The organism is Mycobacterium sp. NPDC050853 (assembly GCF_040653875.1).
Taxonomy (GTDB): domain Bacteria; phylum Actinomycetota; class Actinomycetes; order Mycobacteriales; family Mycobacteriaceae; genus Mycobacterium.
Genome location: NZ_JBFAGW010000001.1, coordinates 1290231 through 1309699 on the forward strand (window position 1 = coordinate 1290231; position 19469 = coordinate 1309699).

The window sequence follows — 19469 nt, forward strand, 5'->3', positions numbered from 1 at the left end:
CTGAGGCCGTGATCGAGAGCACTTGTCCGGCGAATACTTGAGCAATTCCCTCTCCGTCCGGACTATGGGGTGATGAGCAACGAGGGGGGCGCCGCGCTAGTCGGCGATGAGGGCGAGGGCCACGTGCGGCCGGGGTGGGGCACCGCGACGCTGGTCGCTTTCCGGTTCGGGACCTGTTACTTCGGCGCGTTCGGCCTGGCGGTGGTGGTGGGGCTCGTCCCGATCATCCTGGCGGGCATTGGAATCGACGGGCCATGGTCGGCTATCCGCGGACTGTTCCACGCGGTCCGCGCGCCCATCGCGTGGATCGGAGAACATCTGCTCGGCCTGAGCGTCCAGAGCACCCAGGTAGGCAGCGACAGCGCATTCCAATGGACGGCGCTGATCTGCATCGCCGCTTTGGCTGCCATCGCGACGGCGATCTGGACGGTGCTCGACCGAAACCGGCAACACTACGACCGCCTACAGGCATGGGTCTGGACGGTCCTGCGGCTTGTGCTCGCCACCGCGATGTTCTATTTCGGGATGGCGAAGGTAATCCCGACGCAGATGCCCTTCGTGCTCAACCGGCTCGTCGAGCCGTACGGCAACTTCAGCCCCGCCGGAGTGCTGTGGGCGCAGGTAGGAGTGTCCCAGCCGTACCAAATCTTGCTCGGTCTCGCCGAGGTACTCGGCGGTCTGCTCCTGCTGCTGCCCCGAACCGCCGCTGCCGGGGCCCTCGTGTGTGTCGTCGACCTGACACAGGTCTTCATCCTCAACATGACCTACGACATCCGCCTCAAAACGGTGTCCTCACAGCTGCTGCTGTTGAGTCTTTTCCTACTGGCTCCCTACGCACGGCGGCTGTTGACGGCCTTCTTCACCGATCGCGCGGTTCCAGCGGCCACGACAATGCAGCTGTTCACGCACCCTCGGGCCAACCGGATCGCGCTCGCCGCACAGATGTGCGTGGGCCTGGCGCTGCTTGCCGCGTTCGGCGGGCAGGGATGGCAACAGTTCACCAGACCCACACCCAACCTTTACGGCATCTGGCAGGTGGAGACCTTCTCCGCCGAGGGCTATTCCCGCGATCCGCTACTAACCGACAAGATCCGTTGGCGCAGAGTGATATTCGATAAGCCATTCCATGTGTCCGCCCCGGTGATGGTGACGGTGCAGCGTATGGACGATTCGTTCGAGGTCTTCGGCGGCACCATCGACACACGGAAACACTTCATCGATCTCACCCACCAAATCGAGCTGGGCACCTACCAGGAGAACCCGGTGCGGATCAGGCTGACGTACTGGTGGCCGGGGCAACCGAACCAAATGATCGTCGACGGCGACGACTACGCGGGGCACACGATCCATCTGCGCGTCACCAGGATGGACCCAAACTCGTTCCCACTCGTGGAACGCGGCTTCAATTGGGTGCAGGAAGCGCCCTACAACCGGTGATCTGATAGAACCAATACATGGCGGCAGTGCCACTGACCGAACTGATCGAATTACCGGGTGGGTCATTTCCCATGGGCTGCAACACCTTCTACCCCGAGGAGATGCCCGAGCGCATCGCTTCGGTCGATGCCTTCGCGATCGAACGCCACCCCGTCACCAACGCTCAGTTCGGCGAGTTCGTCGCGCAGACCGGGTACGTGACCGTCGCCGAAAGGGCCCCGGACCCAGCCCTCTACCCCGGTGCCGCGCCCGACGATCTCGTACCCGGGGCCATGACATTCCGCGCGACGGGCGGCCCCGTCAATCTCCGCGACTGGCAGCAATGGTGGGACTGGGTTCCGGGCGCCTGCTGGCGGCGCCCATTCGGTCCGGACAGCGATATCGACTGCGCCACAGATCATCCAGTGGTGCAGGTGGCCTACACCGACGCGGTGGCCTACGCCCGCTGGGCGGGCCGGCGGCTGCCTGCCGAAACCGAATGGGAGTACGCCGCACGCGGCGGCAGTGCCACGATCTATGCCTGGGGCGATGAGGTGGCCCCGGACGGGCAATTGATGGCCAACACCTGGCAAGGCAAGTTCCCGTATCGCAACGACGGGGCACTGGGCTGGCGCGGTACCTCTCCTATAGGCACCTTCCCACCCAATCGGTTTGGCCTTGTCGACATGATCGGCAACGTGTGGGAATGGACGTCGACCCGTTTCGAGCCGGGGGTGGCCGCGCCGAAATCGTGCTGCAGCCCATCCAACGACCCGGATCCCTCGGTGAACCAGACGCTCAAGGGCGGTTCGCATCTGTGCGCGCCCGAGTACTGCCACCGCTACCGGCCCGCAGCACGCTCACCACAGTCGCAAGACAGCGCGACCACCCATATCGGTTTCCGCTGCGTGGTCGACCGGTCCTAGTGGGCCCGTCGCCGCCACTTGTGCCAATAGGGCACTCAGCCGGTACGGTCGTCCCAACCAGCACATTTGTAGCTCGACACGACAAGCGGGCCCACTGACTTTATGGGGAGGAACGGTATGAAGCGCGATGTTCGAGCCCAGCTCAACGTGGACGTCCTGGCGGCATCGACACTGGAGTTCCAGATCGCTGTGGCGCCGTTACCTGGCGCCCAGGTAACGGAGAGCTTGTCGCTGGAGCTGAACGGACAGCAGGTGGAGGCCCAGGAGGTCGCGGGCGAACACGGCAACCGCATCCACCGACTCTACGTCGGTGGGGGCAATCTCAAAGTCTCTTATGCGGCAACCATTCTCGGACAGGCCGACGAAGTACCTGTCGAGGCCGCGGACCTGTCGACGTACTTGCGCCCGAGTCGTTACGCCGAGGCCGACAAGTTCTATGGTTTCGCGGCAACAGAATTCGGTGAGCACACCGAACCCCGAGTTCTCTTGGAGAAGGTCTCGTCCTGGGTCGGTGCACGTTTGACGTATTCACCAGGATCGAGTGACCCCATCGACGGTGCCGTCGATACCCTCTTGGCGGCGGCGGGAGTCTGCCGCGACTATGCACACCTGGTGGTGGCGCTGTTGCGAGCCGTCAAAGTGCCGGCCCGGCTTGTTGCGGTGTACGCGCCGGGCTGTGATCCCATGGACTTTCACGCAGTCGCCGAGGCCGTCGTCGACAACCGATGGCGAGTAGTGGACGCCACCTGCCTGGCACCCCGAGAAACAATGGTTCGGATTACCACCGGACGGGACGCCGCCGACACGGCATTCCTCGACAACCACGGCGGACAAATCGTGTTGAACGAAACGTTCGTTACCGCCGTGGTTGACGGTGAATTACCCGAGGATCACATCGATCAACTCATCTCGATGCGATGACACCCGGGCAAGCAGCCGGAAGCGCTAGGCGTTCCCGGTCAACTTGTCCTTGAGGGCGTCCACGCCTTCTTTGAGCTTGTCCGCCGCATCGGTCACCTTCTGCTTGACCGCGGCGATCCCCTGATCGACCTGGCCTTCGGCCTTCAGATCTTCGTCACCGGTCGCCGCTCCAACAGCTTCCTTGGCACGGCCCTTGAGGTCATCCGCCGTGTTCTTTGCGTCGTCAGCAATTCCCATGTGTTTCAACCCTTTCTGTATTCCACCCTAGACAGGCGTGAGCCGAAGGTTCATCACATCGATTTCCGGCAGTTATCGTCAACGCCATCTTCGACACTACGCACGGAATCCCGCCGGTGCCATGAGTCCGCCTCACTGACGACGCGGACGCGCAGGCCGCCTTCGCGCGGGACTGAGTCGTCAGCGACCGTTACGTTTCCGACTGCCCCAGGGTCACCTGGACCGTCCGCGACGCTCCCGATGGGTCGTCGTAGACGAGCGTCATGTTGTCCCCTGGAGCCTTGGAGCGAACCGCGGCCACCAGAGCGTCGGGGCCGTCGATGACCTGATCGTCGACCTTGGTGATCACGGCACCCTTGGGCAGGCCGGCTGTTGCCGCCGCGCTGCCGCGGATAACTCCTGCCACGAGCGCGCCAGGTGTGTTCTGGTCGGAGCCGAGCTGCACGCCCAGCGAGGCCTGCCGCACAGTCCCGGTGGAAACCAGTTCGTCCGCGATGCGCTTCGCCTGATCTACCGGGATGGCGAAGCCCAGGCCAATCGAGCCGGCCTGGCCGCCGCCCTGCGAGTCCTGACCCCCGGACAGCGAAGCAATCGCCGAGTTCACACCGATGAGCGCACCGTTCATGTCGACGAGCGCGCCGCCGGAGTTGCCGGGGTTGATAGCCGCATCCGTTTGGATGGCACTCATCACCGAATGTTGGCCGCTCTGCTCATCACCGGTAGCGACCGGGCGACGGAGTGAGCTGATGATGCCGGTTGTCACCGTCCCCTGCAGACCCAGGGGCGAGCCGATGGCGACAACGTTCTGTCCGACCTTCAGGTCTTTCGACGAACCGATGGTGATCGGGGTGAGGTCGGAAACGCCCTGGGCACGGACCACCGCGATGTCATCGGCGGGATCGGCGCCGACCACGGTGAACGGCACCGTACGGCCGTCGGCGAGGGTCACCGTCGCCTTGACGCCGTTACTAGAGCGGACAGAAGGCCGGGTGTTGGGCCCATCGGAGCCATCCGGTTCCTGGCCGTCGTACCCGTCCCGGTAACCGCCGGGCAGCTGTTCGCCGGGAAGGATGCCGGGCGGAAGGTTAGAGCGCGGCCCGCGGGGCGCGGGAGCCGAGGGCGCCAGATCGCCGCTACCCGACATGGCTGCGGCCACGACGTGATTGTTGGTCAGGATCAACCCGTCGGCGCTCAGGACTATGCCGGACCCCTCCTCGCCCTGCTGCCCACTTTGGACCTTGAGTTGCACCACACTGGGCAACACCTTGGCCGAGACCTCTTCGACCGAGTTGCCCGCAGGCGTGCCGCCCGGTTGTCCAAGTATTGAACCCGTTGGCAGTGATGGCTTTCCGGGGACTCCTGGGCTCGATACCTGCGCTACGGGGGCGGGGTGCCCGGAGCGGTTCACCACGACGACGGCCGTGGTGGCGCTGGCGGCGATGGCCACCACAACGGCGCCGCAAGTCAACCCCATGGCGCGAAGACGTTTCCGGCGCAGGGGGTTCGGAGCCAGTTCGGCACGGTCCGGGAATGTCTCGCCATAGGCGTAGCGTGTCCGGGTATCAGGCGATGCACCGTGTATCTGCCGATAGCCGTGCTGCCCCAATGGGAATTCGTTTCCGTACGGCGGATGCCCAGGCTGGTAGTTCATGGATAGTTCCTTCTTCCTCAAGATGCAGTCAGGGCACTGTCCGCCTCTGGTACGCACTGTCAGAGTGCCTGCATCCACTGAGGTCAGGCTGAGAATTTCCTCTCTGCAGCCCAAGACTTTTCAGGGGGTGTGCTGCGAGTGTGGTCCCGCATCCGCCACAGGAAGCGGTGCCGTCGTCGGTTCCTGTGACTGAACGTCGCGGCCACGCCGAACGATCTCGAAGGTGTTGATCGGCCACCAGAACCAGCGCCCTAGTGCCGCGGCGATGGCCGGCGTCATGAAAGCCCGCACGATCAGTGTGTCGACAATCAGGCCGATACCGATGGTCATGCCGAGCTGACCGACCACCCGCAAGTCACTGACGATCATCGACATCATGGTGAACGCGAAAACCAGTCCGGCGGCGGTCACGACGCGGCCGGTGGCGCCCATGCCGCGAATCATGCCGGTGTTGAGCCCGGCGTGGATTTCCTCTTTGAGTCGCGAAACCACCAACAGGTTGTAGTCCGAACCCACGGCCAGCAGGATCACCATCGACAATGGGATCACGATCCACTGCACACCCAGCCCAAGGATGTCCTGCCACAACAGCACTGACAGACCACAGGCCGTACCCAGGGATGCGGCAACGGTGCCAACGATCACCAAGGCGGCCACCACACTGCGCGTGATCAGCACCATGATCACGAAGATCAGGATCATCGATGCGAGGATCGCGATCGCTAGGTCGACGGTCACGCCGTCCTGCATGTCGGCATACATCGATGCGGTGCCGGCCAGTGAAACCTTCGCATTGGCCAGAGGTGTGCCCTTCACCGCGTCGGCGACAACACCTTTGATGTCACGGACGTGTTCAATGCCTTCGACCGACGCCGGGTCGCCCTGGTGGGTGATGATGAATCGGACTGCCTTGCCGTCCGGTGATACGAACATCTTGAGCCCGCGTTTGAAGTCCGGGTTGGTAAACACGTCCGGCGGTAGATAGAAGAAGTCGTCGTTCTTGGCCTGGTCGAAGTAGAGGCCAATTTCCGTGGAGCCCTTGGCCAATTCTTGTTGTTGGGCCTGAGTGCCGGCCTGAGTGCTATGCATGGCGATCATGAAATCGCGCATCCTGCCCATCGAATCAATGGTCGTTCTCAGAACCGGCAGCATCTGGGGCATCAGCTGATCCATGTGATCCATATCGGCGACAAGACCGCGCATTTGGTCGGCGAGCACGTCAACACTGTCCAAAACATCAAAGATCGACCGCAGCGACTGGCAGATCGGGATATCAAAGCAATGCTTCTCCCAATAGAGGTAGTTGCGCAGCGGCCGGAAGAAATCATCGAAATTGGCCAAATTGTCACGCATCTGCTGGATGGTTGCCTCCATCTCGTGAGTCCGGCCCACCATGCTGTGCATGGTGCCCGTGAGCTCCTGCATGAGGCTGTACATCCGCTCCATGCTGGCGAGGGTCTTGCTCAGCTCGTCGGCCTGCTCAAGCATCTGGGCAGAGCTGTCGTTGTTGAACTTTGCTGTCTGCAGCGTGCCCGCATTCTGAGCACCGAGCAGGAACGGGATCGAGCTGTGTTCAATCGGCGCGCCCAGCGGACGGGTGATCGTCTGCACCCGTTCGATACCGCGCATATGGACGAGGCCCTTGGCCACCCTGTCGATGACGAGCATGTCTGCCGGGGTGCGTAGGTCGTGGTCGGCCTCCAGCATCAACAGTTCCGGGTTCATACGGGCCTGAGAGAAGTGGCGATCGGCGACATCCATCGCGCGGTTGGCCGGCATATCGGCGGGCGTGAACTTCTGATCGTTGTACTGCGGCACGTAGGTCATCAGGCTGATGAAGCCGATGATCGCAATCATGCTGGTCACCAAGATAATGGGAACGGGCCAGCGCACTACCGAGGTACCGACCTTGCGCCAACCCGTGGTGGAGAGCTTGCCCCTGGGTTCGAGAAGCCCGAACTTCGAGGCCACCGTCAGGACGGCGGGCGCCAGCGTCAGCGCCGCGACAACGATCACCAGAACCGAGATCGCACACGGCAAGGCCATGCTCTGGAAGTACGGGAGCGTAGTCATGCTCAGGCACATGCACGCGCCGACAATGGTCAGGCCGGATCCCAGAATGACGTGCGAGACGCCATGGTAAGCAATGTAATACGCGTCTTCGCGACTGCGCCCCTTTGACCTTTCCTCGTGATAGCGGCCGAATAGGAAGATCACGTAGTCGGTACCGGCAGCCAGCGCCAGCATCGTCACCATGCTCACGGCATAGGGGGTCAGACCGATAATGTTCAGATATCCGGCAGTAGCCGTAACACCTTGTGCAGCAAACAGTTCCAGGCCAATGATGACCATGGATATAAGCATCGTGACGATGGAGCGGTAGATAAACAGGATCATCACGATGATCACGCCCACCGACACCAATTCCATCGTCGCCATGCTTTGGTGACCGGCAACCTGGGTGTCGGCGTTCAGCACGGAGGTGCCGGCGATATGAGCCTTGATGCCCTGCGGCGCGGGCACCGAGCTGACGATCTCGCGCACCGCTGCGACAGACTCGTAACTGGCACTGGTGCCCTGTGATCCATTGAGGAAGATCTGCACATAGGCGGCTTTACCGTCCACACTCTGCGAGCCCGCCGCGGTCAACGGATCACTCCAGAAGTCCTGGACGTTCTGCACGTGCTCGTGATCGGCCTTGAGCTTGGCAACGATGTCGTCGTAGTACTTGTGCGCGGCATCGCCGAGCTTGTCGTCGCCTTCCAGGACGACCATCGCCGAAGAGTCCGAGTCGTACTGCTGAAACACCTTGCCGATGTTCAGCATCCCCTGGTACGACTCCGAGTTTTGCGGGCTCAGCGGCACGGACCTGGTGGCTGCCACTTCGTTGAGTGACGGCGTGACCGTGCCCAGGATGACCGCCAGGCCGACCCAGAACAAGATGATCGGCAACGAAAATATCCGGATCATGTGGCCGACAAACGGCCGGTGCGGCTTCGCGTGCACGTTGCTCATACGGATTTCACCAAGCAGTAGATGAACGGTTTGACCTTGTCGGTACTGGATCGGTCGTCACGCACGCCCCCGTCGACCGTCACGCGGCACCCAAGACCGCTGACGTTGAGATCGCCTTGCGCGACGATGTTGGCCGACATGGATGGCATTGTTGTCACGATCGTGAAAGACCAAGGAAGTGAAGCATTCTCAACGAGATGGGGTTGCCCGTTCTCATCGAGGTAATTGAGGTTCGCAGTGCCGCCCGACCCGATGACCTCATAGGTGATGTGCTTCGGGTTGAAGTTCGCGGTGATGCCCGATCCCTCGCCCGGTTTGCGAGGAGGGGGATTTATGGAGCTACGGATCTGCGCGATCGCGTATCCGCCGATCCCGACAACGACCACCAGCAGTAGCGGAATCCAGAACCGCTTCAACAGTCGATACACCCGCGCATCCCCTTCTGCACCTGCCGATGAGGCCACTACCGAACAACCGGCGACACAACATTGTGTACCGCCGGTCTATTACGGCGGGAACCGTACCACGTTAATAGACCGGCGGTTCACTATGAGGTGACCGGCGGCGCACTAACATCGGGCCATGACCTTCCGGCGCGCGCGCAGTGAGGAGCAGCGCGAGATCCGCCGGCAAGCCATCCTGGAAACCGCATCGTCGATGCTCAGCGACATGCCGGTCAGCCAGATCAGCCTGAATGAGCTGAGCCGCCGCACCGGCCTGGCAAAGTCTGCAATGGTGCGGTACTTCGAGTCTCGCGAGGCCGTATTGCTGGAATTGCTCGATGCCGCACTGCGGTGCTGGGTGACCGAAATTGTGGCGGAGCTCTCTCACGACACGCACTCCGGTACCGCGCAGGAGAGGGCCGACCACGTGGCCATCCTGCTCAGCCAGTCGCTGCGGCAGCATGCGGTGCTGTGCGACTTGATGACCGCTCAGCCGGGCGTACTGGAGCAGAATGTCGCGGACGAGACGCTGCTGTGTTTCCGGCGATCCGCCCGCGACAGCATCACCTCACTCACTGAGGCCATCCACAGCTACATCCCCGAGCTCGGTGAAGATGCCCAGAGTGTGTCCCTGTCCATCCTGGTCACGAGCTCCGCGCTGTGGATGTATGCGCGACCATCAGCCAGCGCCATCGCCGCCATTGAGGCCGATCCCGCACTGGCGGATATCCATTTGAACTTCGACACCGACCTGGAAACCATGCTCGCCCGACTCATCGCCGGCGCCCTGGTCAAGCGCACTTCCTGATTGCCTGTCCGTCCCAGATCTCACCGTCGCGGTACGGCTCGCGCCGCGAGCGGAACGAGCCAAAGGAACGCGAGTAGGTCGAAAAGTACGGTCGACGGCAATCGGTTGTGCACCAGCGCGATTGACAACTCACGCGTGGGATCTGCCCACCCGAAGCACCCGTTCAGTCCCACATGACCGAAACCACTCGACAGCAGCGGTAGCGGCATCGAGTGAAATCCCATGTGCCACATCATCGGAACGTGTAACACGCCATCGACGCGAAGGCTTGGCTTTCGTGTGAACGAGGCCACCGCGGACGGCGAAAGCAGCCGCGCGCCATCCACACTGCCGTCGCCTGCCACTGCCGCGTAAAGCTTGGCCAGCGACTCGGCTGATGCCACGGCGTTGACAGCGGGCATCTGCGCATCGAGGGCTACGGAGTCGGCGTCCACAATCGTCTGGGACATACCGGGACCGGCGTAGAAACTGCTCGCCAGTGATCTCACGAAACCGGGGCCGCGCACGGCACGAGCGAGCCAGCGTTCGGAGAAAACCCTGGTAAAACCGCCTATCGGATCCACGAATTGCGCCAGCGGGATGGCTTGTGGCCCCGGTGGGCGACCCAGGTGCAGTTCGGCAAGGCCCAATGGCGCAGCCAGTTCTTGCGCATAGAGGTCCCGCATATCTTGCCCGGTAACCGCTCGTGCCAGACCGGCGAGCAGCCAGCCGATGGTCAGCGCGTGATAGGCCGGTTTTCCGGCCAAGCGGTCCAGGGGTGCCGCGGCCAGACGCTCCTCCATCAGACGGTGATCGAGTTCCTCGTCGAGGCTGTCGGCTATTCCGACTATCTGCGATAGTCCGGCCGTGTGGTTGAGAACAGCACGTACCGTCACGGCGCGTTTGCCGTTGGCGCCGAACTCGGGCCAGAACTGCGCTACCGGGGCGTCATAGTCGATCAGGCCGCGGTCGGCGAGACGGTGGATGACAAGGGATGAGAGCCCTTTGGATGCCGAATAGATGACGCCGGACGTCTCCGGCAACCACGGACGGGTGCCGTCCTTGTCGCTGGTGCCCGCCCAGAGATCCACAACCTTCTCACCCCGGTGATAGACCGCCAAGGCCCCACCGCCGGCCGGCCGGTTGCCGAAGAGCGCACCGAAGACCTTGCCCAACAAGCGGAATCTGTTATCTACCAATAGCTCACGAGGGGCCCTGGGTTTGATCTCCGGCAGATCGGCAGAGAATTCGGGCTCGGATGTCATCTACTGACCCAATCGATTGACGAAGGAACTTCGGCGGTCCTGCCACATCAGCTTTACCCGAGAGTAAAGCCGATGAGATGTCGCGTCAAGACTGCTCACAGGTGCCGGATCGCCGAAGTCATTCATGCCATCCTGTGACGATGCCACCCACCCATCGCAGGCCGTCTGATGACGAGCTGCTGGACGGCGCCCGTGACGTATTTGCCGAACATGGTTACCAGGCAGCGAGCATGGCCGAGATCGCCAGCCGTGCGTCGACCACAAAGCCGACGTTGTACGCACATTTCGGGTCGAAGGAGGCGATGTATTCACTGGTCTTCCAACGCGAGGCCGAGGCCATTCAGAATCACCTGTTCGCGGTGTACGAGAATCTGCCGGACGGCGACGTCGACGCGTGGGTGAAGACGGCACTGGATGCCGGAATGAGCTACGTCGCAGACAATCCCACCAGCTTTCGCATCTTGGCCGGCACCTCGGAGGCCGGGAACCCGGCGGCCGCATCGATGCGGTCGATGCTCGACCGCTTCATCGATCGAATCGCCCAGATCGTCGATGACGCAGTCCGTCGCCGCGGCGCAGTACCGGCGCTACCGACGCGAACAGTGGCGGCGATGGCTGTTGCGAGCGGTCTGGAAGCGGCGCGTCAGGGCATCCTTGTCGACGGGCTCAGTGCCACGCATGCCGCCGAGCTGGCGACTGCCTACATCGCGGGCGGAATAGCCGCGATAGAAACAAGACTGCTGACCCAGTAGCGCCCGTGAGCCCACAACGGCCAGGACCGCGAACGCCAGTCCCGTGATCCGGTAGAGTTCCCCGGCGAGGCACCGCCGATGTAGTTCAATGGCAGAACATCAGCTTCCCAAGCTGAATACGCGGGTTCGATTCCCGTCATCGGCTCCAGACACGCAGGTCAATGCACTACTGGAGTTAGCCAGCTAACCGTGCGTCCCCAAAAATCCGTACTTTCCCCGTACATTCGTCTACTTGTTGCCCTGACCAGCCCATTCGTCCAGCGCCGCGCGAACATCCGGCCCGACGTTCCGCCGCTGCGCGTAATGCCGCTCCGTCGTCTCCCGCTGCAAGTGTCCGAGCTGCTGCTGCGCGGCATCAATACCGAGCTCGTCGCGAACGACGGTGCCGACGGAACGCCGGAAGCTATGCGGCGTCACCCACTTCAAATCTGGATAAGGCTCAAGCGCTTCACGCAGCGACGACCGAATGTTCGACAAGCTCAACAACCCGCCGTTGCGGTTCTTGAGCACCGTCCCCGACGGCCCCGTGATCGCGTACAGCTGAGTAAGCACCTCTGCCCCGAACTTCGGCAGCGTGACCGTGTGAGCCGGTGCACGACCCTTGCGCCAGTCCTGCCGATGTAGCGGCTTACCAGCAATCCGGCCGGCATCTTGAATCGTGCCGGATGCGGTAACGGTCGGCGGATCCGCGAGCAAATCCACTTCATCCCAGTCGATCGCCAGCACCTCCCCGGGGCGGTCACCGGTGGCCGCAAGCAGCTCCACGAACGCGGACAGCATCACACCGCGGCGAGGCCCGGGCCCCTTGTACTCACAGAACGCCTTGACCGCCTGCCGCACCCGTTCCAGTTCCATCGTGGTCAAGGCTCGGGCCTTCTCGCGTTCCACCTTCGGGGTCCTGGTTTCGCGTATCGGGTTGTGCTTCACGACGTCGAATCGCGCGGCCAGGTTGTACATGCCCACCAAGATGACCCGCATGTAGATACCGGGCGACTGTGGCAGCGACTTGATATGTGCATCGGCGCGACTGGTGGTCAACTCGGTGATACGCAGCTCCCCAAGCTGGCCCTTACCGTGTAGACGCCAGGCATCCCGGTATAGCGTTTGCGTCCGCTCCCCGATCCCGTCCTCGGCGATCTTGGCCGGTATCCACACCCCGAACAGGTCATCAAGTGTCGTCCGGCCGTTGACGGACCCAGTACCGGAACCGGTCGCAAGCTCCGCAGTAATGCGGGCACGCAGGTTACGACGCGCCTCCTCCGCAGACCTGCCGCTCGCCTCCCGCTCCACGCGCTTACCGGTCAGCAGGCGCAGATATGTTGTCGCATAATGCTTCCCCTCGCGTCGAGTACACGTGACCTTGCCGTGCTCGCCGGGGGCGAGCCGTTGTCTAGGCATTCTCTTGCTGCTCGCCGGACTTTCGCTGCCAATAGTCGAGCAGAAGTCCGTAATCCTTCTGGAAGTACTCAAGGGCTCGCTCGATCGCTGCAGTCTCGTCGTTTAGCACTTCTACGTCTGGTTCGCGGCCCAGCTGATAGAGCATGCTCTGACGCTCATCGATTTTCTCGGTAATTCCAAAGAGACGCAACGGAATAAGCATCGATTCATCAGTAGCGACACCATCGGGTGCATTCCCCTTGGCGCCGATGAACCACCCGTACCCTTCTAGCCCCGGCATGGACTTACCGGGCAGAACTTCCGCGCTCGCATCATCCGGGAATAGCAATGAGGCCGGGGGAACGCCGAGCGCTGCCGCGAGGGTTAACAATTCGCTGATGTCAAGCGTCTGCTTACGACCCGTCTCCAGATCGGAGATGACTGCCCTGCTTATCGGCTTACCAATGGCCGTCCTATCGGACAATTCCGCCGCCGTAAGGCCCTGCTCGTCGCGCAGCGCTTTCACGGTTTTAGCCACACGGGCCACGAGCTCGCGGGCCCAATCCTTGGGATCTGTCGTCATAACTACGCATCGTAGGCGAACCCTTGCGGTAATCCTAGGCATGTGGTAATTCTACGTGCATCGCCGCATACTGCGCGTGATTACCACGAACTGGGAGGAACTATGCACGATTGGAAGGCCACCGGCCAGCAGCTCGGCGGGATCAGCCGAAGCTCGGTCTTCAAGCTCTGGGACACCGGCCAGCTTGGCTCCGTGAAGGTCTTGGGTCGCAGATTCAGCACCGATCGTCAGATCACGGACTACATCGCAAAGCTCGAAGCCGTCGCCTGATGCGGATCTATCCGCAAGAAGAACATGCCGACCTTGGCCTGATCAATGATGACCACACGCCCGAAATGCGAACTGCTCCAGCTGGATCCGGTGTTCGAGCACCGGGCTGGAGCAGTTCTGAACACCCATCTACCCGTTAAGCGAGAGGACGTTCTTCAATGATTTTACCTGCTATGCCTCGTTCGTCGGTAGCCCCTGGCGGTGTGCGATGAGCGCACTTCCCGACCGGAAACGATCAGCTCCCCTCCATGATGTTGGCGGAGGTCACTACTACGCCACCATCACAGTGCGAGACGGCGGCTACGAGGACATGTGGCTGATCGACGGCGATCCGAACACTCCTGATAAGTGCACCCCTGGGTGGGAGGTGACGCCAGCACATGAGCAGCTTGGGAAGCTCTCGCCGACCCTGCAGTACCTCGTCAACATGGTGGCGGGGCGGTGCTGCCGCCCAACCACTCTGGGCCGCCGATGCCTGAAACGCGTCACCAAACCGGGCGATCCGTGCCACTTCCACGCGGGGGTGCGCAATGGCTAGGCGCAACAGGTGCATGCGTTGTGATCGGCGTCTGCGGAATCCCGATTCTGTGCAGGGGCACGCCTGGAACATCGTTGTCGAGTCCGGGTACATCACCGGTTTGATCTGCCCGGCATGCCAGAGCGGCGAGGAGAACATTGAGGCCGAGATCAACCACGCCACCCTCGATTACGGCCTCGACGGGCTCGGCAGGCTGGTGGGCAGGCCCAAGGGCGACGGCACGGCGCATCGGTCCTTGGAGGCCCCGTGGTGAACGAGACGCCTTCGTCGGGGTTCATCATCGGTGATGATGGTCAGCCCCTTGGTCACATCGATTTCGACCAGCTGACATTAGATGCCACGCTGCTGATGTACGAGCTGGCAGTTACAGCGGGCGATAACGACGCCACCGACCGAGTAGCCGCTAAATGGGTCGCTGCCCACAACCCGGACTACTACGGCTATCTGTGCGCGGCGGCGCTGTCGTTGACGGTCAGACATGTTCTGGCGCCGACCCTGGATGTCACCGAGCGGTTAGGTGTCGATCTTCGGATAGGGCTGCGCAGAGCCGCTACCGAGGCCGCCCGTGATCTTGGCGGTGGCCATTGACCGAGAAGAAGAGGCAGGAGGCCCCGGCAGTCATGCCGGGGTACTCGCCCGCGTCCCGTGAGGTGTCCTGGTGGCCCACTCACGTATTCCTCGAAGCGCTTGTGGCGCAGGCCAATCACTTACCCGCCGCTGGCTCTCCAGCATGGTGCGCATTAGCTGATGGTGATCCGGCCAAGCTGTTGGCCCTGGCCGTCGCTGGTGAGCATCACGTGCTCCGTATCGAGCTTGGTCAGCTCGCCTCATCTGAGGCATCGAAAGCTATTGCCGCTGCGATCGATTGGGGTCGCATTTCAAATGCAACCCTTGCCGGTCGCGGCCCGAACTACATCCCCCGGAAGAGGGCATCTTGAACAACGACGAGTTCTTCACCGCGACGACAGAACTGCAGACGATTCATCAGTGGGCGCGGGCCCGGTATGCCGCACCCTGGGCGGTGTTCGGTGCGGTCCTGCTGCGGGTCGCGGCCACCACAGAGCCACGCGTGCAGCTGCCCGGATTGATCGGCGGACGCGCCAGCCTCAACCTCATGGCCGCGTTCGTATCGGCTTCCGGTGGCGGCAAGGGCATCTCGGACAAGGTGGCCCGCCTGGCCTGGCCGGCGGACATCATGGAGCAGCCGATCGGTTCCGGGGAAGGGCTGGCTGCCACGTTCAAACGCCCCGATAAGGAGGATGAGAACTCCGATCCGCCAACCACGCGCGCGATCCTGAACGTCCCCGAGATCGACACCTTGGCCGGGCTCGCATCACGCCAGGGTTCGATCCTGCTGGCACAGCTCAAGAGTCTGGCCATGGGCGAGCAGATCGGACAATCCAACGCCTCCAAGGCCACCAGCCGTGTGGTGCAGGCCCACACCTACCGTTGCTGCCTGTCGGTGGGTGCGCAGCCCGGACACTGCGGGGTGATCCTCGATGACACCACCGGCGGCACACCACAACGGTTCCTGTGGTTCCCGACCACCGACCCCTCCATGCCCGCCGACGCACCCGCCGACCCGGAGTCGCTGAACACGCGGCTGCCGTTGTGGGGCCCGGACAGCGACGGCGTGGTCGAGATCATCTACGGCCCACCCGAGATCCGGCAGAGCGTCATCACAGCCCACCTGGCCCGCCAACGCGGCGATGCCAACGCTCTCGACGGACATGCCCTACTGACTCGGCTCAAGGTGGCAGCGACCCTGGCGATCCTGCACCACCGATCCGCGGTCTCCGAACTGGACTGGGAACTCTCCGGGGCCGTGATGGCGGTATCGAATGCCACCCGCGATTGGGTAGTTGAACAGGCCAAGGCTGCCCAGCGGGCAAAGGTCCGAGACCGGGCTGTTGCACGGGCGGTCGGTGAGGACTTCTACGACGCGAGCCGTCTGGAGACCGTCAAGCGCAGCATTGTGAGGATGCTGGAACGCGATGGAGAACAGCCTGAGGGCAAGCTCAAGGCGCGCTTGGGAACTCGGGAGAAACGGGACCTGTTCGACCAGGCGACAGCGTTGCTGTCGTCCGATCAGAAGGTGTCGTCGCGGGAATACGAGTACAACGGTCGCAGAATCACCGTCTGGTCAACCATGACCACGTTGGTCAACCATGAAAAGCCCAGCTCAGAGACGTTGACCACGGCGGTCAACCATGACCACTCCGGCAATATCACCCGACTGGAAAACGCCAGTTCACCGGAATCAGGCACGCATCCCGAGGGTGCGATCTCAAATCCGACCCCAACCCCAGAGGAGACCGTGAAACCGCCGCGCCCCACCACTTGTGAGCGTTGCTACGTTCAGCTCCCGGCGGCCGCTACTGCCGCTCTGTGCGATGAGTGCGACGGTGCCCCCGCACCCGACGCGTCGACGGACCGGCCCACTGACGCCCACGCGAAAGCCGAGAAAAATCGGATAGCACTACGCGTTGCCCACGACGGCACTCACTCGGACGGATCATTCTCCACGCCAGCACAGCACCGGGCTGCCCGCCAACAGCAAACAAAGGGGAAGACGGCGTGAGTGACGCACGCGGGCTAGCGGCGATCATGAATCTGTCCGGAGATGAGGTCCAAGGCGCGCTGTATTGCTGCAATGAGTTGATCGACCGGCGCGCACGGGCGGGTATCCCAGTCCCCTTATGGATGGCTCGTCTTGCCGGGCATCTGAACCTAGCTGCACTGGTGTCCGATGCAGGACATGAAACCGGCAGTGATCCAACACTATTGGAGTCAGAAGATCTGATCGGCAGCGTCCAGGCCGCCCGACTGCTCGGCATCTCGCCGCGACAGCTGCAACGCGTCGCCGCCGACTTGGACGGTCAAAAGATCTGCGGCCGATGGGCTTTCCAAGCCTCAACCGTCCGTGAATATGCGAAAGGAAGAGACGATGGCAGACATCGCCGACGCGTTCAAACAACACCTATCGAGCCTGAGTGAGCAGGAGTGGTCGGCGCTCGTGGCCGAGGTACGCGCACCCGAAGATTCCCGTGCCGGCGGTCCGGGAGCTGACGGCAAGGCAGCCGCCAAGCGCCGCTTCGGCACCGGGGAGGGACAGCGATGACTACACCGCTTCTGGCCAGCACACCGTTCCTTCCCGATAACGAATACCTGGCCGCCGCACTGCACCGGATCCCCGACCATGCGCGTCTAGTGGCACTGCGCGCCAAGCTGATTGCCCATCAAATCTCCTTGATCCCACCCGCCGCACCGAGTCCACCCCACGAGGCCACCGACGACATCGGTGGCTGGCTCGCCGAAGTCAACGAGTCCGCGCATGCACGGCGCCTCTGGCAAGAACAGGTCGACGCGCTCGCCGGACAAGTCCAGCAGTGCAACATGGCGCTATCCAACTTTCCGCACGCACACGCCGATACGCTCTTCGCTGCGCTTGCCCACGAGCTCAATTCGGTCATGGCCGAGACTGCCGACATCACCGACCGTCTCGTCGACGCCCGTACAGCGACCGAAGCCATCGCGGCCGGGGCCGCTGATTCCTGGCAGCAGCTCACGCCGCTGCGCCAGGCATACGACCGCATCCGCGACGGCCAACACACACTCATGTACCGCATCGGCGATCCACTCCTCCTCGGTAACGCGGTCTCGCAGTACATCCCTGACGAGCTGGCCTCAGATCTGGTGCTGGCCAACCTCGATGACGTGTTACCCGGCTGGCGCGGACCCCAGACGGGAATCATCCGCGTGCAAGGCCCGCCACCGGAGCGCCGACCGTGGCCGGCGGACCCGATCGAGCAGTTGGTCTGGCTGGCCACAAGCGCGGCGCGTCCATGGGTGCCGACCATGCAGCAGCTCGAGGAACTGTGGGCCGATCGCCGCATGCGCACCGACCCGACACCCGCCCCTACCCGCATCATCCGCCCACTCGCACGTGAAGCCACCGCGATCTTCGCCACCGACTAGGAGAACCTGATGCCCGATCTATCCGAGGCCTTCGAAGCGCACCTGCGCGCGATGCCCGACACCGACTGGGAGGCGCTGGTCAAACGAGTACGGCCCGCCGCCCCGACGTCAAGCGTGCCGCTGGCCAACGAAAACCCCGGCAACCCCGAGAAATTCCGGCCCCGCAAAGCCAACGAAGGGCTAGCTGAAGCCCGCCGACGCGGCTACATCACCGACTAGACAAGGACCCCACCTGATGAGCACCCGCCTGCCCGAGACATCCCCTGAGACAACGGGTGTGCCGTTCCGTAGCCGCAACCATCCGGTCGCGGTGAGGTCCCGGCATAACCCGTACCTGAACACGATGCTCGCCGATATCCCCGAGTACCTGGTGGCCACCGCCACCGCCGAACGCGCCGCGGCACTGGCCGTCGAGATCGCCCAGAGAACCGAGGCGCAGACCCCAGCGCTGCCGACCGCTCCCGAGCAGATCACCCCCGAATGGATCGACGGCGAGGTCGCACGCCGCCGCTACGGCACCGACTCGGCCGCGCAGATCACACTGCTCGGCGAGGTCGAATTCGGTGCCCTGCAACAAGCCTGGCAGCACATCGAGCAGTGCAGCACCGCGCTGATTGAACAACTCGCCAACCAGCTCCACGACCTCATCGACCGCGCCACCGTGGCCGCCGGACATCTCGGGGATGAGGTGGGCTGCGCCGCCGACGCGATCGACCATGGCACCTCCAAACACTGGAAGACCCTGTCCGACGCGCGCCGCGACTACGACATACTCCGCGACGCCCAGCGCACCGTGTACCGCTGCGACACTGTCCATTTCGACCGGGCCGCATGCGGGGACGAGAACCAGCGCATCACCGACCCCGAGGCCCGCCTCTACTACCACCGCAACCTGTCCGCGGCCGCCCCCGGCTGGCGCGGGCACACCAGCACCGAGCGCATCGACCAATTCGGCGACACACCCTGGCCCACCGACCCCGTCGAGAAGCTGCTCTGGTTCATCCGCAACGACACCGGAATCTGGTGCCCCACACCCCGCCAGATCACCGACCTACTCGCCAGCGAGGAACACGAGCGCCGCAGCCTCGCTCATGCGGCCACGGTCCCCGACACCGCAACGGCCCCCGCAGCAGCTGACCTGTGGAACACACCACGGCACTGGTAAACCACGGCGGCACGGTGTCAAACCCTGAAATGCATCGGGCAGGGCAAGGCGACGCCACGATCCGACAGACAACCGGCCAGCGCCGACCTGCACCGTGCCGCTCTTCTCCATCTCAAAGAATCCGGTCCGTAATGTCACTGCCTAG

Annotated in this window: 22 protein-coding genes and 1 tRNA gene; 16 read left to right on the forward strand and 7 right to left on the reverse strand. The window is 63.0% G+C overall.

What is annotated here, in order from left to right:
* The first annotated feature begins 72 nt into the window (after positions 1-72).
* The 3 genes from AB0H22_RS06365 to AB0H22_RS06375 all read left to right on the forward strand — a co-directional run bounded on the left by AB0H22_RS06365 (position 73) and on the right by AB0H22_RS06375 (position 3263).
* Complete coding sequence (locus AB0H22_RS06365; RefSeq protein WP_358145532.1) at positions 73-1437, forward strand: DoxX family protein; 1365 nt, start codon at positions 73-75, stop codon at positions 1435-1437.
* A 17-nt stretch (positions 1438-1454) separates the two neighbouring features.
* On the forward strand, positions 1455-2342 hold the full coding sequence (locus tag AB0H22_RS06370) for a formylglycine-generating enzyme family protein (protein WP_358145534.1): 888 nt from the start codon (positions 1455-1457) through the stop codon (positions 2340-2342).
* Between the two features lie 117 nt (positions 2343-2459).
* Positions 2460-3263, forward strand: a complete 804-nt coding sequence (locus AB0H22_RS06375; protein ID WP_180749166.1) for a transglutaminase family protein — start codon at positions 2460-2462, stop codon at positions 3261-3263.
* Positions 3264-3287: 24 nt separating this feature from the next.
* Here the strand turns inward: AB0H22_RS06375 and AB0H22_RS06380 are convergent, their stop codons facing one another.
* The 4 genes from AB0H22_RS06380 to AB0H22_RS06395 form a co-directional block, all read right to left on the reverse strand.
* Positions 3288-3500, reverse strand: a complete 213-nt coding sequence (locus AB0H22_RS06380; RefSeq protein WP_180749167.1) for a CsbD family protein — start codon at positions 3498-3500, stop codon at positions 3288-3290.
* A gap of 190 nt (positions 3501-3690) precedes the next feature.
* Positions 3691-4968 (reverse strand): trypsin-like peptidase domain-containing protein, encoded by a 1278-nt coding sequence (locus tag AB0H22_RS06385; RefSeq protein ID WP_358146109.1) that lies wholly within the window; start codon positions 4966-4968, stop codon positions 3691-3693.
* Positions 4969-5271: 303 nt separating this feature from the next.
* On the reverse strand, positions 5272-8166 hold the full coding sequence (locus AB0H22_RS06390) for an RND family transporter (RefSeq protein WP_358145536.1): 2895 nt from the start codon (positions 8164-8166) through the stop codon (positions 5272-5274).
* On the reverse strand, positions 8163-8594 hold the full coding sequence (locus AB0H22_RS06395) for an MmpS family transport accessory protein (protein ID WP_358145538.1): 432 nt from the start codon (positions 8592-8594) through the stop codon (positions 8163-8165). The genes AB0H22_RS06390 and AB0H22_RS06395 overlap by 4 nt, the downstream gene beginning before the upstream one ends.
* Positions 8595-8748: 154 nt before the next feature.
* Between AB0H22_RS06395 and AB0H22_RS06400 the strand changes: the two genes are divergently transcribed.
* Positions 8749-9417, forward strand: coding sequence for a TetR family transcriptional regulator (locus tag AB0H22_RS06400; RefSeq protein ID WP_358145540.1), 669 nt, complete (start codon positions 8749-8751; stop codon positions 9415-9417).
* Positions 9418-9437: 20 nt separating this feature from the next.
* Here the strand turns inward: AB0H22_RS06400 and AB0H22_RS06405 are convergent, their stop codons facing one another.
* Positions 9438-10661 carry a serine hydrolase domain-containing protein gene (locus AB0H22_RS06405; RefSeq protein WP_358145542.1) on the reverse strand — a complete coding sequence of 408 codons (1224 nt, stop codon included), beginning with the start codon at positions 10659-10661 and terminating at the stop codon, positions 9438-9440.
* Between the two features lie 140 nt (positions 10662-10801).
* Between AB0H22_RS06405 and AB0H22_RS06410 the strand changes: the two genes are divergently transcribed.
* The gene (locus AB0H22_RS06410) at positions 10802-11413 is read left to right on the forward strand and encodes a TetR/AcrR family transcriptional regulator (protein ID WP_358145544.1); all 612 of its coding nucleotides are present in this window, start codon (positions 10802-10804) and stop codon (positions 11411-11413) included.
* A gap of 74 nt (positions 11414-11487) precedes the next feature.
* Positions 11488-11561: transfer RNA gene (locus AB0H22_RS06415), tRNA-Gly, on the forward strand.
* Between the two features lie 80 nt (positions 11562-11641).
* Here AB0H22_RS06415 and AB0H22_RS06420 read toward each other — a convergent pair.
* Both AB0H22_RS06420 and AB0H22_RS06425 read right to left on the reverse strand, forming a co-directional pair.
* Positions 11642-12811 (reverse strand): tyrosine-type recombinase/integrase, encoded by a 1170-nt coding sequence (locus AB0H22_RS06420; protein ID WP_358145546.1) that lies wholly within the window; start codon positions 12809-12811, stop codon positions 11642-11644.
* Positions 12804-13373: a helix-turn-helix domain-containing protein gene (locus AB0H22_RS06425; RefSeq protein WP_358145548.1), complete on the reverse strand. Its 570-nt coding sequence runs from the start codon at positions 13371-13373 to the stop codon at positions 12804-12806. The genes AB0H22_RS06420 and AB0H22_RS06425 overlap by 8 nt, the downstream gene beginning before the upstream one ends.
* A 102-nt stretch (positions 13374-13475) precedes the next feature.
* Between AB0H22_RS06425 and AB0H22_RS06430 the strand changes: the two genes are divergently transcribed.
* From AB0H22_RS06430 to AB0H22_RS06475, 10 genes are all read left to right on the forward strand, one after another.
* On the forward strand, positions 13476-13643 hold the full coding sequence (locus tag AB0H22_RS06430) for a hypothetical protein (RefSeq protein WP_358145550.1): 168 nt from the start codon (positions 13476-13478) through the stop codon (positions 13641-13643).
* A 208-nt stretch (positions 13644-13851) separates the two neighbouring features.
* Positions 13852-14181 carry a hypothetical protein gene (locus AB0H22_RS06435; protein WP_358145552.1) on the forward strand — a complete coding sequence of 110 codons (330 nt, stop codon included), beginning with the start codon at positions 13852-13854 and terminating at the stop codon, positions 14179-14181.
* 13 nt (positions 14182-14194) lie between these two features.
* Positions 14195-14434, forward strand: coding sequence for a hypothetical protein (locus AB0H22_RS06440; protein ID WP_358145554.1), 240 nt, complete (start codon positions 14195-14197; stop codon positions 14432-14434).
* On the forward strand, positions 14428-14769 hold the full coding sequence (locus AB0H22_RS06445) for a hypothetical protein (protein ID WP_358145556.1): 342 nt from the start codon (positions 14428-14430) through the stop codon (positions 14767-14769). Before AB0H22_RS06440 ends, AB0H22_RS06445 begins: the two co-directional genes overlap by 7 nt.
* Positions 14766-15119: a DUF2742 domain-containing protein gene (locus AB0H22_RS06450; protein WP_358145558.1), complete on the forward strand. Its 354-nt coding sequence runs from the start codon at positions 14766-14768 to the stop codon at positions 15117-15119. Before AB0H22_RS06445 ends, AB0H22_RS06450 begins: the two co-directional genes overlap by 4 nt.
* The gene (locus tag AB0H22_RS06455; RefSeq protein WP_358145560.1) at positions 15116-16762 is read left to right on the forward strand and encodes a hypothetical protein; all 1647 of its coding nucleotides are present in this window, start codon (positions 15116-15118) and stop codon (positions 16760-16762) included. The genes AB0H22_RS06450 and AB0H22_RS06455 overlap by 4 nt, the downstream gene beginning before the upstream one ends.
* A gap of 366 nt (positions 16763-17128) precedes the next feature.
* A complete protein-coding gene (locus tag AB0H22_RS06460; protein ID WP_358145562.1) occupies positions 17129-17302 on the forward strand; it encodes a hypothetical protein in 174 nt (57 codons plus the stop codon).
* Complete coding sequence (locus AB0H22_RS06465; protein ID WP_358145564.1) at positions 17299-18159, forward strand: hypothetical protein; 861 nt, start codon at positions 17299-17301, stop codon at positions 18157-18159. The genes AB0H22_RS06460 and AB0H22_RS06465 overlap by 4 nt, the downstream gene beginning before the upstream one ends.
* A gap of 9 nt (positions 18160-18168) precedes the next feature.
* A complete protein-coding gene (locus tag AB0H22_RS06470) occupies positions 18169-18378 on the forward strand; it encodes a hypothetical protein (protein ID WP_358145566.1) in 210 nt (69 codons plus the stop codon).
* A gap of 16 nt (positions 18379-18394) precedes the next feature.
* Positions 18395-19324: a hypothetical protein gene (locus AB0H22_RS06475; protein ID WP_358145568.1), complete on the forward strand. Its 930-nt coding sequence runs from the start codon at positions 18395-18397 to the stop codon at positions 19322-19324.
* Positions 19325-19469: the final 145 nt, after the last annotated feature.

Coding starts and splice junctions, on each gene's coding strand:
- AB0H22_RS06365 (WP_358145532.1), top strand. CDS start 73: ATGAGCAACGAGGGGGGCGCCGCGCTAGTCGGCGATGAGGGCGAGGGC.
- AB0H22_RS06370 (WP_358145534.1), top strand. CDS start 1,455: ATGGCGGCAGTGCCACTGACCGAACTGATCGAATTACCGGGTGGGTCA.
- AB0H22_RS06375 (WP_180749166.1), top strand. CDS start 2,460: ATGAAGCGCGATGTTCGAGCCCAGCTCAACGTGGACGTCCTGGCGGCA.
- AB0H22_RS06380 (WP_180749167.1), bottom strand. CDS start 3,500: ATGGGAATTGCTGACGACGCAAAGAACACGGCGGATGACCTCAAGGGC.
- AB0H22_RS06390 (WP_358145536.1), bottom strand. CDS start 8,166: ATGAGCAACGTGCACGCGAAGCCGCACCGGCCGTTTGTCGGCCACATG.
- AB0H22_RS06400 (WP_358145540.1), top strand. CDS start 8,749: ATGACCTTCCGGCGCGCGCGCAGTGAGGAGCAGCGCGAGATCCGCCGG.
- AB0H22_RS06405 (WP_358145542.1), bottom strand. CDS start 10,661: ATGACATCCGAGCCCGAATTCTCTGCCGATCTGCCGGAGATCAAACCC.
- AB0H22_RS06410 (WP_358145544.1), top strand. CDS start 10,802: ATGCCACCCACCCATCGCAGGCCGTCTGATGACGAGCTGCTGGACGGC.
- AB0H22_RS06420 (WP_358145546.1), bottom strand. CDS start 12,811: ATGCCTAGACAACGGCTCGCCCCCGGCGAGCACGGCAAGGTCACGTGT.
- AB0H22_RS06425 (WP_358145548.1), bottom strand. CDS start 13,373: ATGACGACAGATCCCAAGGATTGGGCCCGCGAGCTCGTGGCCCGTGTG.
- AB0H22_RS06430 (WP_358145550.1), top strand. CDS start 13,476: ATGCACGATTGGAAGGCCACCGGCCAGCAGCTCGGCGGGATCAGCCGA.
- AB0H22_RS06435 (WP_358145552.1), top strand. CDS start 13,852: ATGAGCGCACTTCCCGACCGGAAACGATCAGCTCCCCTCCATGATGTT.
- AB0H22_RS06440 (WP_358145554.1), top strand. CDS start 14,195: ATGCGTTGTGATCGGCGTCTGCGGAATCCCGATTCTGTGCAGGGGCAC.
- AB0H22_RS06460 (WP_358145562.1), top strand. CDS start 17,129: ATGGCAGACATCGCCGACGCGTTCAAACAACACCTATCGAGCCTGAGT.
- AB0H22_RS06465 (WP_358145564.1), top strand. CDS start 17,299: ATGACTACACCGCTTCTGGCCAGCACACCGTTCCTTCCCGATAACGAA.
- AB0H22_RS06470 (WP_358145566.1), top strand. CDS start 18,169: ATGCCCGATCTATCCGAGGCCTTCGAAGCGCACCTGCGCGCGATGCCC.
- AB0H22_RS06475 (WP_358145568.1), top strand. CDS start 18,395: ATGAGCACCCGCCTGCCCGAGACATCCCCTGAGACAACGGGTGTGCCG.